The sequence below is a fragment of the Salmonella sp. SAL00672 genome (assembly GCF_046552175.1).
GTDB classification, from domain to species: Bacteria; Pseudomonadota; Gammaproteobacteria; order Enterobacterales; family Enterobacteriaceae; genus Salmonella; species Salmonella enterica.
In genome coordinates this window covers 496,845-512,204 of record NZ_JBGDUQ010000001.1, presented here as the reverse complement: position 1 = coordinate 512,204, position 15,360 = coordinate 496,845, and the positions used below count along the sequence as shown (strand labels likewise).

The window sequence follows — 15,360 nt, the reverse complement described above, 5'->3', positions numbered from 1 at the left end:
GTGATGTTAGAATCACACAAATATGCTTAAAATTATCTTACAAAAAATCAAAAATAATTGATAGTCATACATATAATGAATAATTTTAGGTTATCATTCTCCACAACGCCTCAAATAGCCGGAGGGCGCCCCTGCAACATGAACTATTAGGCTATGTACGGGCAATCATGCCAAAATAAAGAGATAGCCGACTGAATTTTTCGTTAAATCAGGAAATTAATGGCCCATGAAGGGTAAATATAAAGCCGCCCTTGCGCTACTGTTACTGCTGATTCTTATCCCACTGACGCTACTGATGACCCTCGGGCTGTGGGTTCCCACTCTGGCGGGAATTTGGCTACCCGTCGGTACCCGTATCGCTCTGGAACAAAGTCCACGCCTGACACGTCATGGGTTAGTGATTCCCGATCTTCGCTATCTGGTCAATGATTGTTCGTTAGCGCATATTACCCAGGCGGAACTGACGCATCCCAGCCGTTGGTTGCTGAATATTAAAAGCCTCAAACTGGATGCCGCGTGCCTGGCGAAACTGCCCGCTACGGAAGCTTCTCCCGCCGCGCCGCGTACGCTGGCGCAGTGGCAGTCAATGCTGCCCAATACCTGGATTAACATCGATAATGTCATTCTCGCGCCCTGGCCGGAATGGCAGGGCAAGCTGGCGATCTCCATGACGCCGGTCATTCAGCAGATACGTTATCAGGGCGAAAAAGTAAAATTTCAAGGGCAGCTACGCGGTCAGGCATTGACGGTGAGCCAACTGGAGATCGCCGCGCTGGCGAACCAGCCTCCCGTTAGCCTGGCGGGGGAATTTGTGTTGCCGCTGGTACCGGATGGCCTGCCGGTCAGCGGTCATGCGGCAGCGACCTTGCGTCTGCCGCAGGAACCGTCGCTGGTGGATGCGGAACTGGAGTGGCGTGATAACGCCGGACAGCTCATCGTGATGGCGCGAGGTAATCCTGACCCGATTCTCGATCTCCCCTGGGCGGTAACGCGTCAGCGGCTTACCATCAGCGATGGCCGCTGGAACTGGCCATATCAGGGATTCCCCTTGAGCGGACGTCTGGCTTTTAATATCGATAACTGGCAAGCCGGGCCAGATAATGCGCGAGTCAGCGGACGCCTGAATATTCTGACCCAGGGCGATGCCGGTAAAGCGAACGCGGTACTGACTATCGGCCCGGGAAAACTCAGCATGGATAGCAGTGAGATGCCTCTACAGCTTACCGGCGAGGCTAAACAGAAGGATTTAATCTTTTATGCCGTCTTGCCCGCTATGTTCCGCGGCAGTCTGGTCGATCCGCAGCTCACCTTTGCACCTGGCGCATTGCTACGCTCACGTGGGCGAGTGATTGATGCGTTAGATATTGATGAAATTCGTTGGCCGCTGGCGGGCGTCAAGGTGACACCGCGCGGCGTTGATGGTCGATTACAGGCTATTTTACGGGCGCACGAAAATGAGATGGGCGATTTCGTTCTTCATCTTGATGGCCTGGCCAATGATTTTCTCCCTGATGCTGGTCGCTGGCGGTGGCGCTATTGGGGGCAAGGAAGCTTTACGCCAATGCGCGCCCGCTGGGATATTGCCGGACAGGGCGAATGGCATGATAACACCATCAGGTTGACCAGTTTGTCCACCGGTTTTGATCAGTTGCACTATGGCGCAATGACTGTCACATCGCCAAGACTGGCGCTGAATAAACCTATTGTCTGGGTTCGCGACGCCACAACGCCGTCGCTACAGGGCGCGCTGTCTCTGGTGGCGGGGAAAACCGTATTTACCAGTGGGAGCGTGCTGCCGCCTTCTACCCTTAATTTTAGCGTTGAAGGGCGAGAGCCAACCCTGTTCCAGTTTAAAGGCGACCTTCGGGCGGGGGCGATAGGGCCGGTACGGCTGAATGGGCGCTGGGATGGCGAACGCCTTCGTGGACAGGCCTGGTGGCCGAAGCAGTCGCTTATCGTTTTCCAGCCGTTGCTTCCACCGGACTGGAAAATGACGCTGCGCGAAGGCTCACTGTATGCGCAGGTGGCTTTTTCCGCCGCACAGGGGCAGGGATTTGAAGCAGGTGGACACGGCGTGTTAAAGGGTGGTAGCGCCTGGATGCCGGATAACAAAATCAACGGCGTCGATTTCATTCTGCCATTTCGCTTCCACAACGGCGCGTGGCAATTGGGGACGCGCGGGCCCGTCTCGCTGCGTATCGCCGGGATAGTTAACCAGGTCACGGCGAAAAATATCACCGCTGATTTACAGGGCGGTTATCCCTGGAGCGAGTCGAATCCATTACTGCTAAGCGATGTCAGCGTAGACGTGCTGGGCGGTCAAATCATTATGAAACAGTTGCGAATGCCGCAGCACGACCCGGCGCTTTTGCGGGTGCAAAATATTTCATCCAGCGAATTGATTAGCGCCATAAATCCAAAGCAATTCGCCATGTCTGGTCCGGTTAGCGGCGCGCTGCCGCTGTGGCTGAACAATGAAAAATGGATAATCAAAGATGGCTGGCTTACGAATCCTGGGCCAATGACGTTGCGTATCGATAAAGATACTGCGGATGCGGTGGTGAAGGATAATGTCACGGCAGGCTCGGCGATCAACTGGCTACGTTATATGGAGATTACGCATTCGTGGACGAAAATTAACGTTGATAACCTGGGCGTACTAACGATGCAGGCGGCCATTACCGGCAAAAGCCGGGTAGATGGTAAAACCGCGATCGTTAACTTGAACTATACCCATGAAGAAAATGTGTTTACGCTGTGGCGCAGTTTGCGTTTTGGCGACAATTTACAGGCATGGCTTGAACAAAATACAGCGTTGCCGCAACCTCCTTGCCGGAAAGACAAGGACTGTGAGGATAAATAATGAAAATGAGTATTGCCATGCTGTCAGCGCTTGCGTCATTTATCGTGGTGGGCTGCACGCCACGTATTGAAGTCGCCGCGCCGGAACAGCCGATTACCATCAACATGAATGTAAAGATCGAGCATGAAATACATATCAAAGTCGATAAAGACGTTGAAGAACTCCTGAAATCACGCAGCGATCTATTCTGAGGCCATAATGAAAAAGTATTTAATGCTATGGGTGCTGACGCTGAGCTTGCTCACACCTTCTGTGTGGGCCTTAACCCTGGACGAAGCGCGCACGCAGGGCCGGGTCGGGGAAACGCTGAATGGCTATCTGGTGGCCTTAAAGAATGATGCCGAAACCCAGAAACTGGTGCTTGATATTAATCATGCCCGCCGCGCCAGTTATCAGCAGTTAGCGGATAGCAATCATCTTCCCGTGGACGAGGTGGCGAAGATGGCAGGGCAAAAACTGGTTGAGCGCGCCAGGCCGGGAGAATATGTCCAGGGAATTAATGGCAAATGGATGCGTAAATAACCGCTTCCCGACAATTTTTTTACCGCAAAATGCATTTTTATATGGGTAATTTTTGAATACGGAGGTCGTATTTACATTAGGCGAACCGGAAGGCTATTTCTATACTGTCGACTGGTATCACTATTCGCGAGAGTAACCAGGTATGACGTCTGAAAAATTATCTGCTGCTTGCCATTGTGGCAGCGTCGTGTTTACCGTTCAACTTAGCGATGGCTTTCATACCGCCAGGCGCTGCAACTGTTCGTTTTGCCGGATGCGCGGAGCGGTGGCAGTGTCTGCGCCGCTATCGGGTATTAAAGTGCTAAAAGGGCAGGATAAGCTTACCGAATATCGCTTCAATACGGGCAAGGCGGTGCATTTTTTCTGTTCGGTATGCGGGATATATACTTTTCATCAGCGCCGATCCAATCCCGATCAATATGGGGTCAATGTGGCGTGCATCGAAAATGTGTCGCCTTTTGATTTCGCCTGCGTTGAAGTCAATGATGGGGTAACGCATCCCAGCGATGGCGGCAGTAGCGGCGTGGTAGGATATTTGCGCTACGAACCGGAGACGTTGCCTCCCGTCGAAACGGGAGGCAAAAATATTTAAGCGGCCACGACGCTGTCAATCGCGGCTTTTGCATCGGCCTGAGCTTTAGCCGCCACTTCCGGCCCGTAGGCGATGCCTTCGGCAAAGACAAAATTCACGTCGGTGATACCGATAAAACCAAGGAACACTTTCAGGTAAGGCGCAATCAAATCCGTCGGGGTGTCTTTATGGATACCGCCGCGGCTGGAGAGAACCACCGCGCGTTTACCGGTTACCAGACCTTCCGGGCCTTTTTCGGTATAGCGGAAAGTGATACCGGCGCGGGCAATCAGATCAAAGTAGTTTTTCAGCTGCGTCGGAATATTGAAATTGTACATCGGTGCCGCAATAACGATGACGTCGTGGGCTTTCAGTTCAGCAATGAGTTCATCAGACAGCGCCAGAGCGTCCTGCTGACGTGGCGTTAAAGGCGCATCGCCCGGACGCATCGCGCCCACCAGCTCGCCATCCAGCACCGGAACAGGGTTGGCCGCCAGATCGCGGACAGTAATTTCATCTGCGACGTGTTTTTCGCGCCATTGTTCAATAAAATAGTCAGTCAACTGACCAGACTGAGAGTACCCTGCCAGAATACTGGATTTAAGAACTAATACCTTGCTCATGGGTGTTTCCTTTTATGTGTTTGAAGGGGCGTGCCCCGTTGCTTGTTGACACTTTATTCACAAATATGTCGCAGGGATAGCGCAATATGTCGAACCCTTTGTTCGAAATTATTGAACAACACAAAAAAAGCCCCAATGTGGTACTCTATACCTATCATTTAAAACGATTTTAAACAGGCAGAATGCTGCCCAAGAGCTTTATGACTGAACAATCTATGTTGACGCTTCAGGTGTTACAGCAGCGGCTGGATGCACTGATGCTGCGTGACAAACAGCGCTTTGCGCGCCGCCTGCATGGCGTAAAGAAAGTAAAAAATCCTGATGCGCAACAGGCCATTTTCCAAACGATGGCGAAAGAAATTGAACAGGCTGCGGCGCAGGTCGCCCTCCGCGAAGCGGCGCGCCCCTCAATCACTTATCCGCAAAATCTGCCTGTTAGCCAGAAGAAACAGGACATTCTGGAAGCGGTCCGCGATCATCAGGTAGTGATCGTGGCAGGGGAAACCGGTTCCGGTAAAACCACCCAGTTGCCGAAAATTTGTATGGAACTGGGACGTGGAATTAAAGGACTTATTGGTCATACTCAGCCGCGTCGCCTGGCGGCGCGCACCGTCGCTAACCGCATTGCCGAAGAGTTGCAAACGGAGCCAGGCGGCTGCATCGGCTATAAAGTTCGTTTCAGCGATCATGTCAGTAGCAACACCATGGTCAAACTGATGACGGACGGTATCCTGCTGGCGGAAATCCAGCAGGACAGACTATTGATGCAGTATGACACCATCATTATTGATGAAGCGCATGAACGCAGCCTGAATATTGACTTCTTGCTCGGCTATCTGAAAGAGCTTCTGCCGCGTCGCCCCGATCTGAAAGTGATTATTACCTCTGCGACCATCGACCCGGAACGCTTCTCGCGCCACTTTAATAACGCGCCGATTATCGAAGTCTCTGGCCGAACGTATCCCGTAGAAGTTCGTTATCGCCCCATTGTAGAAGAGGCTGACGACACTGAACGCGATCAGCTACAGGCAATTTTCGACGCTGTTGATGAACTGGGGCGTGAAAGTCCCGGCGATATCCTGATTTTTATGAGCGGAGAGCGGGAAATCCGCGATACCGCCGACGCCCTGAACAAGCTGAACTTACGGCATACCGAAGTGTTGCCGCTGTATGCACGCTTGTCGAACAGCGAACAGAACCGCGTTTTCCAGTCGCACAGCGGACGCCGTATCGTGCTGGCGACTAACGTGGCGGAAACCTCGCTGACGGTGCCGGGTATCAAGTATGTGATCGATCCTGGCACTGCGCGCATCAGCCGCTACAGCTACCGCACTAAAGTGCAGCGCCTGCCGATTGAACCGATCTCACAGGCTTCCGCCAACCAGCGTAAAGGGCGTTGCGGGCGCGTATCGGAAGGGATTTGCATTCGTCTGTATTCGGAAGATGACTTTTTGTCACGTCCGGAATTTACCGACCCGGAAATTCTACGTACCAACCTGGCGTCGGTTATTTTGCAGATGACCGCCCTGGGGCTGGGGGACATCGCCGCCTTCCCGTTTGTTGAAGCGCCGGATAAGCGCAATATTCAGGATGGCGTGCGTTTGTTGGAAGAGCTGGGGGCGATTACCGCCGACGAACAGCAAACGGCATATAAGCTGACGCCGCTGGGCCGACAATTATCCCAGTTGCCGGTCGACCCGCGCCTGGCGCGTATGGTTCTGGAAGCGCAAAAGCATGGCTGTGTGCGCGAAGCGATGATCATTACTTCCGCACTCTCTATTCAGGATCCGCGCGAGCGCCCAGTGGATAAGCAGCAGGCTTCCGATGAGAAACACCGGCGTTTCCATGATAAGGAGTCTGATTTTCTGGCGTTTGTTAACCTGTGGAATTACCTCGGCGAGCAACAAAAGGCCCTGTCGTCGAATCAATTCCGCCGTCTGTGTCGCACCGACTATCTGAACTATTTACGCGTGCGTGAGTGGCAGGATATCTATACCCAACTGCGTCAGGTGGTAAAAGAACTGGGGATTCCGGTAAACAGCGAACCCGCAGAGTACCGAGAAATTCACGTTGCGTTGTTAACGGGGCTGTTGTCGCATATCGGGATGAAAGATGCCGATAAACAAGAGTACACCGGCGCGCGTAACGCCCGATTCTCTATTTTCCCCGGTTCCGGTTTATTCAAAAAACCGCCGAAATGGACAATGGTCGCAGAACTGGTGGAGACCAGCCGCCTGTGGGGGCGCATCGCTGCCCGCATTGAGCCAGAATGGGTGGAACCGGTAGCCCAGCACCTGATTAAACGTTCATATAGCGAACCGCACTGGGAGCGGGCGCAAGGCGCGGTGATGGCGACGGAAAAGGTTACTGTCTACGGTCTGCCGATTGTCGCCGCGCGCAAGGTGAATTACAGCCAGATTGACCCGGCGTTGTGTCGCGAGTTGTTCATCCGCCATGCGCTGGTGGAGGGGGACTGGCAAACCCGTCATGCCTTCTTCCGTGAGAATCTAAAATTGCGTGCGGAAGTCGAGGAACTTGAGCACAAATCTCGCCGCCGCGATATCCTGGTGGATGACGATACCCTGTTTGAGTTTTATGACCAGCGTATTAGCCATGACGTTATTTCCGCCCGCCACTTTGATAGTTGGTGGAAAAAAATCAGCCGCGAGACGCCAGATCTGCTCAACTTTGAAAAAAGTATGCTGATTAAAGAAGGCGCGGAAAAAATCAGCAAACTGGATTACCCGAATTTCTGGCACCAGGGCAATATCAAGCTGCGTTTGAGCTATCAGTTTGAACCGGGCGCGGATGCTGACGGCGTGACCGTCCATATTCCGTTGCCGCTACTTAACCAGGTTGACGAGAGCGGTTTTGAATGGCAGATCCCGGGGCTGCGCCGTGAATTAGTTATTGCGCTGATTAAATCGTTGCCAAAACCGGTACGTCGCAACTTTGTTCCGGCGCCAAACTATGCTGAAGCGTTTTTAGGTCGCGTAACGCCGCTGGAGCTGCCGCTGCTGGACGCTCTGGAGCGTGAACTGCGCCGGATGACCGGCGTCACGGTCGATCGGGAAGACTGGCATTGGGATCAGGTGCCCGAGCATCTGAAAATCACGTTTCGCGTGGTGAATGACAAAAACAAGAAACTGCAGGAAGGGCGTTCGCTCGCCGAGCTTAAAAATGCGCTGAAAGGCAAAGTGCAGGAGACGCTCTCGGCGGTGGCGGATGACGGCATCGAGCAGAGCGGGCTGCATATCTGGAGTTTCGGCGAGCTGCCGGAAAGCTACGAACAGAAACGCGGTAATTATAAAGTGAAGGCGTGGCCGGCGTTAGTGGATGAGCGTGACAGCGTCGCTATCAAATTGTTTGATAATCCGCTGGAACAACAACAGGCGATGTGGTGCGGTTTACGCCGTCTGCTGTTGCTCAATATTCCTTCACCGATTAAGTATCTGCATGAGAAATTGCCGAATAAAGCCAAGCTGGGGCTGTACTTTAACCCGTACGGCAAAGTACTGGAGTTGATTGATGACTGTATCGCCTGCGGGGTAGATAAGCTGATAGATGCCAACGGCGGACCGGTGTGGAACGAAGCAGGTTTCACCGCGCTGCACGAAAAGGTACGCGCCGAGCTGAATGATACTGTGGTGGATATCGCGAAGCAGGTTGAGCGGATCCTGACGACCGTATTCAATATCAATAAGCGTCTGAAAGGGCGGGTGGATATGAGCATGGCGTTGGGGCTTTCCGATATCAAGGCGCAGATGAGCGGTCTGGTATACCGTGGTTTTGTGACTGGCAACGGCTTTAAACGTCTCGGCGATACGCTGCGTTATCTGCAGGCAATTGAAAAGCGGCTGGAGAAACTGGCTGTCGATCCGCACCGCGATCGGGCGCAAATGCTGAAAGTCGAAAGCGTCCAGCAGGCGTGGCAACAATGGATAAATAAACTGCCTCCAGCGCGTCGCGAAGATGATGATGTTAAAGAGATCCGTTGGATGATTGAAGAACTGCGTGTCAGTTATTTCGCCCAACAGCTCGGTACGCCTTATCCTATTTCCGATAAGCGTATTTTACAGGCCATGGATCAGATTACGGCCTAAAAAGCCAGGCGACGATGTCTTTCAAAGAGATCCGGTACAAGTTCGGAACAAAAAGGAGGAATTATGAATACAACGCCATTTCCGGCGCTCTCTGCGGAAACATTGCTGGCGGTGAATACCGTCGGACAGTGGCTGGCGCAAAATGATTTTTCCGGCGAACAACCTTATTCGTCGGATTGCGTCGTCCTGGCGGGCAATGCGGTGATCCCCACTATCGACGCGGCCTGTCGCATCGCCAAAGCGCAAGGCGTTCCTTTACTGATTAGCGGCGGTATAGGTCATTCGACGCCGTTTTTGTACGCCGTGATTGCCCGGCATCCGCGCTACCACACTATTCGCACAAGCGGACGCGCTGAAGCCGCGATCCTTGCGGATATCGCGAACCAGTTCTGGCATATTCCGGCTGAGAAAATTTGGCTGGAAGATCGGTCAACTAATTGCGGCGAAAATGCCCGTTTCTCCTGCGCACTGATCCGTCAGGCGAAAGAAAACATTAACACGGCTATCGTTGTGCAAGACCCCACCATGCAGCGGCGCACTATCGCGGCATTCCGGCGCGTGACAAACGACGACACCGATGCGCCGCGCTGGCTGAGTTTTCCTGGTTTTGTTCCGGTACTGCGCCACCTTAATGACGGTACACGTTTTGCCAATGTTGAAGAGGGCATCTGGACGGTGGAGCGTTATCTGTCTCTGATTGCCGGCGAGCTGCCCCGTTTGCGTGACGATGAAACAGGGTATGGACCGCGTGGTAAAGATTTTATCATTCACGTTGATATCCCACGCGATATTGAAAACGCATGGCAGGTATTGCAGGCAGATACTACGCTGCGCAGTGCGTTAGGACAGAGAGCTTTACGCTAAAAATCGCCCGTTTGCGAGGGTGAACGGGCAAGTGCGATCACCATTTCATAAATTTGATGAATTATTTATAAAAGCTGGTTATGTTGTCGCTTTACGGTTTTCATTCAGGACGCGCTATGGGTAATAAGTATTCCGGCCTGCAAATTGGTATTCACTGGTTAGTCTTTTTTCTGGTTATTGTGGCTTACGCCGCGATGGAGCTGCGCGGTTTTGCGCCGCGTAGTTATCGGCCCTGGTTTAATATGACGCACGTTTCATGTGGTATCACTATTTTGCTTTTAATGGTGGCGCGCTTGTTTATTCGGCTGAAATATCCCACGCCGCCCATTGTTCCTCGTCCAAAACCGATGATGACCGGAATGGCGCATTTAGGACATCTGGTGATTTACCTGTTATTTATCGCGCTGCCTGTTATTGGTCTGGTCATGATGTATAACCGCGGTAATCCCTGGGTCGCATTTGGCATTACTATGCCCCATGCCGCCGAAGCTAACTTTGAACGCGTAGATATGCTGAAATCCTGGCACGTCACGCTGGCGAATCTGGGCTATTTTGTTATTGGACTTCATGCCATCGCTGCTTTGATGCATCACTATTTCTGGAAAGACAATACGCTGTTACGGATGATGCCGCGTAAGCGTGACTGACCGTCCTGTATGACGTTTGCTTCAGGCGGGGTTAACTGCTTAAGGCAAACAAGGCATCTATCAGAGGGGATGGCGTATTCCATACAGAAAACGCCTGCGTCTAACCAGGCCCCGTGACGCAGGCGAAGGAGGACGGGTCTACATCGGAAGCGGGTATTATACTTATTTGTATGACAAATAAAATAAGCAATTACTATTCCGTAATCCAATGTTTAATCAACGGTTTAAACCCACATGATCGCGCTGCCCGACCGCTCGGAAGAGCCTGTACTTACGATGAACGTGGGGTAGTGGCGGAAAATAGCGCAACGGCGCCATGTTGCTCCAAAGTCACCTTAGCGAAATGTTCGTCCAACACGCTGCGTAACGTATCGGCTGAATCATTGATATTACTGAATATTCCTTTCTTGTTATAAACAGCCATCAATTTCTTGCCAAAAGCATTGTGAGGAACCTCTTTGCCCAGAATCGTGGCGCCAAAAAGTGTGCCGCCGGGTTTAAGCGCCATACCGGCATTTTTAATTGCCTTCGCTTTTGTTGTCATCTCACCAGGTAAGCAGTGCAGAAGATAGTACATCGAAACGGAATCGAAGCGCCCGTGCCAGTCCGCCGGGAACGTGTCGAAAACATCGTGTTGTAGTGTGGCGCGGATTTTTGTATTACCCACTCGGCTGGCGGCTATTTTCAGGCTATCCGGATTTAAATCCATCAGCGAAATGGCATGAGTCGCAGGTGCATGTTTCAGGTAATAACCTGTACCTACGCCAATATCCAGGTGAGTCTCGCCCATGTGATGCAGGAAGAAAGGAAGTAGTCGCGTATCAGTAGGACACTTCCAGGCATATTTGTTTGAGATATTGAGTACCCACCAGTCATATAAGCTAAGCGTGAATGGGTTATAGACTTTTGCGCCTGATTGTTGTGTATGCTTCATTGTTCTCTCACTAAATAATTTCGCGCTGGAATTAAAACAACGAAGCAATCGTTAGGCAAGCATTAATCAGGTGAGTGAGTAATTTAATGCGACGAATAAAGGCGATATTATGAATTAAGCGGTTATCTTAAAGAATATAGAGGATAATAATAGCTGATAAATGAATTGAACAGTCATATTATTATAAGCTGATAATTAATAATCGTTGATGTACGCGTATTAAGCCCTTTGATAATAACAATGCAATTAAATGCAGGAAGAACAATATTTATTCAAACACATAAAGCGATTATTGCACATTAATTGATATTTTAAATGTTACGCTGAGATAGCCATCTTTATTTAATATCACCTACCTGGAGGCGATATGATTGAAGTTTTTGAAGCGTTTGGCTGGACCTTACTTTTAGGCGGTCTGGCAGTGGCAGTACTGTTTATCACTGCACTGGATAGAAAACGGTAATCATTACATTTGACGCGCCTGTTGAGTTGGTATTACAAATAATTGTACCTGAAATCTACCACTTCTGAATTTTGCGATATTTTGCCATTCTGACGGCAAGGGGTAATCCTGACTAAAGTTACCGCCGCTTACCAACCAGACACGATGGTAACTTTTTGAAAGCGTTGTCAGAGTATCAATATATGTCTGATCGGCTTGCGCATAAAACAGTGAACCAAAGCCATAGGCATTCGGTCTTCCTGATGTTCCGTGTGCGTTAGGCGGTGTATAAAGAAACGTACGATAATCTCGCTTATTATAATACACATAACTTAAATAATCGAACATTTTACTGACTACCACGGCATCATTAGGCTGGTGACGGGTATTAATATAGTTTACCAGTGGTTTAAACTCGTCTATGTGCTCAGGGTTATTATGATATGAACCATAGCCGAATAATAAGGTGAATAAGATAAACCAGAAGCCACAAACCGCTTTTTTTGCGCGGGTAAGTAATACCGCGAGCAGGGGAGGAATGCTCAGCGATGAGAAGAAGAAATAACGATCGATAAATAACGGCATCCACCAGGAAATGATGAAGACCAGCATTACAGGGATGACCAGATTACAAAATAATATCAGCTGATATCTTTCATATTCTCCGTTGCATAAAGATATTCGCCCCACAGTACCGATAAAACTCCCCACAGCCAGCCACAGAATGATCGACGGAAAACCCAGACCGTTGTTTCCGGTAAAAAAATGCCAGTACATCGCAGGCAGGTCACGCCATGTTACGGGAGGAATCCAACCGATATCATTACCGGCTCTCAACTGCGCCAGATGAGTCAGTAAATTAAACAATACGGGCAACCAGGGGAGATAAGCGACAGCAATCGCCAGGTTAGCAAACCACCAGCCAGGAAGTTTAAGGTAGCAGGCCGTTTTATGGCTTTGGCAGGATAATATTGTTACTGCGATCCAGTGGGCAATAAGTGTAAATAGGGTGAAATAATGGGTGTAAAAGCTGAACGTCATAAGTAAAGCATACGCGACAAGATAGCGATTATGGGTGGGTGTTTTTATCCACATCATCAATGCTAACGCGGCAGCGAGCGTTAGCATTCCCATTAACGCGTACATGCGCGTTTCTTGACTGTAATGAACTGCCATCGGCATCAGGGCGGCGAACCATCCCGCCAATAAGGCTGTACGTTCATTTGCCAGCCATCGCGTAAGCGCGATAACCAGCACAACTGTCAGGATCCCAAAGAGTAGACTGAGAGAGCGTACCGCTGCAATGCTATCACCCAATAATATGATCCAGTCATGCAGTAACAGATAATAAAGCGGGGGATGCACGTCAAAAGCGGCATGGAAGAGCAGATTATCTACGCTATGTCGACTAATCAGCACGCTGGACGCTTCGTCACACCAAAGGTAGCGGTCAGTTAAAAACAGCAACCGTATAAGGGCGGAGAATATGATAATGAGACAAACATGATATTTATACTTTATTTTTCTTAACCCATCGCCGGGCTGCCATATTGATAGTTGTGGTAGCGCCATAATATCCTCAATGGAGTAAGACTTAGACCAGAATGGACATCTAACGCAATAATGAAGGTTAAAATCTTAATCAACGCTAAATAAAAATAACTTTGATAATGTCAGTGGTGAATTAATCAGAATAGTGCAGTGCAACTCAGTAACCCTGACCGTAATGGCGAAGCAGTCTATGCTCTAAAAACCGCGTCAAACCGACAATAAAGGTAACGCCAATAAGGTACACTATGGCAGCAAAAAGGTAAGCATGGAAGAATTTAAAGCTGGTTGCTGCAACCTCCTGAATTCGCGCGAAAAACTCTGTATATTGGATAAGAAAAACGATGGTACTGTCTTTAAGGTTATTAATCACCTGATTCGTTAAGGCTGGAATGGAAGACAGCAATACCTGAGGCAGTATAATCCACAAAAAGACCTGCCGTTTGTTCAATCCCTGAACGACTGCTGCCTCCGTTTCATATTTATTCAATGCGTTATAGGCCGTTGTCATGTACGCGGCATTATATGCGCCGACATTTAAGGTAAACCCTGTAACCGCCACGGTAAAAGAGGACAGGTGAATGCCAGATTGAGGTAAACCATAATAGATAACAAACAGAATAAGAATGAGTGGCGTACCGATAAAGAAATCCATGTACAGTCGAGTTATGGCTTTTACCACGGGGCGATGGCTCAGGCTCAGAAAGAAAATAATAATTCCCCACAAAAAACCGGTGATGGAAACAATCAGCGCAAGTTTACAGGTTTCTTTAATACCGTCCACAACAAGTGGCAGTTGTTCAGTCAGGTCATTAAAGAAGAGAGACCAGCCAGCGATCATCGTTGTGCCTCGCTAAAAAAACAGTGGATATCTGGATCCGTTTCTCGTAAGGCAAGATCGGTAAAAGCGCCTTCTGCACGAATTTTGCCATGATTAAGAAACGTTACGTTATCGCTTAGTAATCTGGCGAGGCGAATATCATGAGTGACGCATAATATAGTGACGCCATTGTCGTGAAGTTGCTTGATCAACATTCCGACTTCACGAGTCATGAGCGGATCAAGCGCAGACGTCGGCTCATCAAAAATAATGAGTTCTGGGTCGGTGACCATTGTACGGGCCAGGGCGACGCGCTGTTGCTGGCCGCCCGATAATTGCGAAGGGTATTTCGCGCTATGCGAGGCCATATCAAGTTTTTGTAGCTCATGTAAGGCTTTCTCCCGGGCTAGTTGTCCCGGCATGCCAAACACTTTACATAGGGCAAGGGTAATATTATCCATGACGTTAAGATGGCGATACAAAGCGTAATTCTGGAAGACACAACCAACTTTTTTTCTGAACTCAAGAATAGTAAATTCTTTGTCGTAAATATTTTTCCCGTGAAAATAAATATTGCCATAATCAGGTTCTTCTAATCGAAGCAGACAGCGTAAAAGCGTCGTTTTTCCACAACCTGATGGCCCCATGACTACTTTCATGTCTCCCGATTGAATTTTCAGACTAACCGTATCAAGAACCTTTTTTCCTGAATATTCCTTACTTATCTCTTTTAGTTTCAGTAAAGCCATGAGTATCACCTCTATTTTTATGGTTCAACTGATGCGATATTTTTTCTCAAACACTCCGGCCAGAAGAGTAAAAACTTTATAAATAATGAAATATAATACCCCGGCAAGAGTATAGATCTGTAACCCGTTCAGCGTGATGGCTGTCAGTGACATTGCCTGCTTCGTTATTTCAGCGATACCTACAGTATAAGCAAAGGGCGTCGCTTTTAATACAGAAGAAAACTCATTGATAATACCGGGCACAGAAAATCGCAACATCTGTGGCAGTTCAATATTTATTATAACCTGTAATTGACGCATTCCTGCTACTTTCGCTACCGTAATTTCGTATGGCTCAACTAATTTAAGCGCCCCTCTGAACACCTCGGCAAGATAGCTCCCACTGATTAAGCCGACGCTGAGGTTCATGGCCACCAGTGGTGAAACATATATGCCAATCGATGGTAATCCAAAATAGACAAGAAAAACAGCAATAAGTATTGGAATTCCCCGAAGAATAAAGACCAGTACGTCGAGTATCTTCTGTAGTGGAAGAGGGGATAGTCGCCGTAATACGGCGACTGTAAGCCCGGTCAAAAACGCTGAGAGAAAACAGGTAAATGTTACAAGCAGCGTATTACCAATCCCTTCCAATAGGAAATAAAAGATAGCCAGCATATTACCTGATGACATAG

Annotated in this window: 13 protein-coding genes; 7 read left to right on the top strand and 6 right to left on the bottom strand. The window is 49.4% G+C overall.

What is annotated here, in order from left to right; genetic code table 11:
* Nucleotides 1-226 precede the first annotated feature (226 nt).
* The 4 genes from ACLJTG_RS02605 to ACLJTG_RS02590 all read left to right on the top strand — a co-directional run bounded on the left by ACLJTG_RS02605 (nucleotide 227) and on the right by ACLJTG_RS02590 (nucleotide 3,977).
* Nucleotides 227-2,863 carry a YdbH family protein gene (locus ACLJTG_RS02605; protein ID WP_017465577.1) on the top strand — a complete coding sequence of 879 codons (2,637 nt, stop codon included), beginning with the start codon at nucleotides 227-229 and terminating at the stop codon, nucleotides 2,861-2,863.
* Complete coding sequence (locus ACLJTG_RS02600; RefSeq protein ID WP_000784063.1) at nucleotides 2,863-3,054, top strand: YnbE family lipoprotein; 192 nt, start codon at nucleotides 2,863-2,865, stop codon at nucleotides 3,052-3,054. Before ACLJTG_RS02605 ends, ACLJTG_RS02600 begins: the two co-directional genes overlap by 1 nt.
* Nucleotides 3,055-3,061: 7 nt before the next feature.
* Nucleotides 3,062-3,385 (top strand): YdbL family protein, encoded by a 324-nt coding sequence (locus ACLJTG_RS02595; RefSeq protein ID WP_000760414.1) that lies wholly within the window; start codon nucleotides 3,062-3,064, stop codon nucleotides 3,383-3,385.
* 142 nt (nucleotides 3,386-3,527) lie between these two features.
* Nucleotides 3,528-3,977, top strand: a complete 450-nt coding sequence (locus tag ACLJTG_RS02590; RefSeq protein ID WP_001531579.1) for a GFA family protein — start codon at nucleotides 3,528-3,530, stop codon at nucleotides 3,975-3,977.
* Here the strand turns inward: ACLJTG_RS02590 and azoR are convergent.
* Nucleotides 3,974-4,579: an FMN-dependent NADH-azoreductase gene (azoR, locus tag ACLJTG_RS02585; protein WP_000048924.1), complete on the bottom strand. Its 606-nt coding sequence runs from the start codon at nucleotides 4,577-4,579 to the stop codon at nucleotides 3,974-3,976. The two genes, ACLJTG_RS02590 and azoR, sit on opposite strands and share 4 nt — an antisense overlap.
* A 200-nt stretch (nucleotides 4,580-4,779) precedes the next feature.
* Here azoR and hrpA point away from each other — a divergent pair, with 200 nt between their 5' ends.
* The 3 genes from hrpA (at nucleotide 4,780) to cybB (ending at nucleotide 10,193) form a co-directional block, all read left to right on the top strand.
* Nucleotides 4,780-8,682: an ATP-dependent RNA helicase HrpA gene (hrpA, locus tag ACLJTG_RS02580; RefSeq protein ID WP_079951435.1), complete on the top strand. Its 3,903-nt coding sequence runs from the start codon at nucleotides 4,780-4,782 to the stop codon at nucleotides 8,680-8,682.
* Between the two features lie 63 nt (nucleotides 8,683-8,745).
* Entirely contained in the window at nucleotides 8,746-9,546 is an 801-nt protein-coding gene (locus ACLJTG_RS02575; RefSeq protein WP_001098498.1) for a YdcF family protein, read from the top strand.
* A gap of 116 nt (nucleotides 9,547-9,662) precedes the next feature.
* Nucleotides 9,663-10,193 (top strand): cytochrome b561, encoded by a 531-nt coding sequence (gene cybB, locus ACLJTG_RS02570; RefSeq protein WP_000527273.1) that lies wholly within the window; start codon nucleotides 9,663-9,665, stop codon nucleotides 10,191-10,193.
* Nucleotides 10,194-10,464: 271 nt separating this feature from the next.
* Here the strand turns inward: cybB and ACLJTG_RS02565 are convergent, their stop codons facing one another.
* The 5 genes from ACLJTG_RS02565 to ACLJTG_RS02545 form a co-directional block, all read right to left on the bottom strand.
* On the bottom strand, nucleotides 10,465-11,127 hold the full coding sequence (locus tag ACLJTG_RS02565; protein WP_001531566.1) for a class I SAM-dependent methyltransferase: 663 nt from the start codon (nucleotides 11,125-11,127) through the stop codon (nucleotides 10,465-10,467).
* A gap of 466 nt (nucleotides 11,128-11,593) precedes the next feature.
* Entirely contained in the window at nucleotides 11,594-13,141 is a 1,548-nt protein-coding gene (locus ACLJTG_RS02560; RefSeq protein ID WP_079951420.1) for a glycosyltransferase family 39 protein, read from the bottom strand.
* Nucleotides 13,142-13,277: 136 nt separating this feature from the next.
* A complete protein-coding gene (locus ACLJTG_RS02555) occupies nucleotides 13,278-13,958 on the bottom strand; it encodes an amino acid ABC transporter permease (RefSeq protein ID WP_000560166.1) in 681 nt (226 codons plus the stop codon).
* On the bottom strand, nucleotides 13,955-14,686 hold the full coding sequence (locus tag ACLJTG_RS02550; RefSeq protein ID WP_001196340.1) for an amino acid ABC transporter ATP-binding protein: 732 nt from the start codon (nucleotides 14,684-14,686) through the stop codon (nucleotides 13,955-13,957). The genes ACLJTG_RS02555 and ACLJTG_RS02550 overlap by 4 nt, the downstream gene beginning before the upstream one ends.
* A gap of 24 nt (nucleotides 14,687-14,710) precedes the next feature.
* Nucleotides 14,711-15,358, bottom strand: coding sequence for an amino acid ABC transporter permease (locus ACLJTG_RS02545; protein WP_021000369.1), 648 nt, complete (start codon nucleotides 15,356-15,358; stop codon nucleotides 14,711-14,713).
* Nucleotides 15,359-15,360: the final 2 nt, after the last annotated feature.

What these genes read in the sequence shown, in the direction of transcription:
- ACLJTG_RS02600 (WP_000784063.1), top strand. Translation starts at nt 2,863, where the DNA reads ATGAAAATGAGTATTGCCATGCTGTCAGCGCTTGCGTCATTTATCGTG.
- ACLJTG_RS02605 (WP_017465577.1), top strand. Translation starts at nt 227, where the DNA reads ATGAAGGGTAAATATAAAGCCGCCCTTGCGCTACTGTTACTGCTGATT.
- hrpA (WP_079951435.1), top strand. Translation starts at nt 4,780, where the DNA reads ATGACTGAACAATCTATGTTGACGCTTCAGGTGTTACAGCAGCGGCTG.
- azoR (WP_000048924.1), bottom strand. Translation starts at nt 4,579, where the DNA reads ATGAGCAAGGTATTAGTTCTTAAATCCAGTATTCTGGCAGGGTACTCT.
- ACLJTG_RS02565 (WP_001531566.1), bottom strand. Translation starts at nt 11,127, where the DNA reads ATGAAGCATACACAACAATCAGGCGCAAAAGTCTATAACCCATTCACG.
- ACLJTG_RS02595 (WP_000760414.1), top strand. Translation starts at nt 3,062, where the DNA reads ATGAAAAAGTATTTAATGCTATGGGTGCTGACGCTGAGCTTGCTCACA.
- cybB (WP_000527273.1), top strand. Translation starts at nt 9,663, where the DNA reads ATGGGTAATAAGTATTCCGGCCTGCAAATTGGTATTCACTGGTTAGTC.
- ACLJTG_RS02590 (WP_001531579.1), top strand. Translation starts at nt 3,528, where the DNA reads ATGACGTCTGAAAAATTATCTGCTGCTTGCCATTGTGGCAGCGTCGTG.
- ACLJTG_RS02575 (WP_001098498.1), top strand. Translation starts at nt 8,746, where the DNA reads ATGAATACAACGCCATTTCCGGCGCTCTCTGCGGAAACATTGCTGGCG.
- ACLJTG_RS02545 (WP_021000369.1), bottom strand. Translation starts at nt 15,358, where the DNA reads ATGTCATCAGGTAATATGCTGGCTATCTTTTATTTCCTATTGGAAGGG.
- ACLJTG_RS02555 (WP_000560166.1), bottom strand. Translation starts at nt 13,958, where the DNA reads ATGATCGCTGGCTGGTCTCTCTTCTTTAATGACCTGACTGAACAACTG.
- ACLJTG_RS02560 (WP_079951420.1), bottom strand. Translation starts at nt 13,141, where the DNA reads ATGGCGCTACCACAACTATCAATATGGCAGCCCGGCGATGGGTTAAGA.
- ACLJTG_RS02550 (WP_001196340.1), bottom strand. Translation starts at nt 14,686, where the DNA reads ATGGCTTTACTGAAACTAAAAGAGATAAGTAAGGAATATTCAGGAAAA.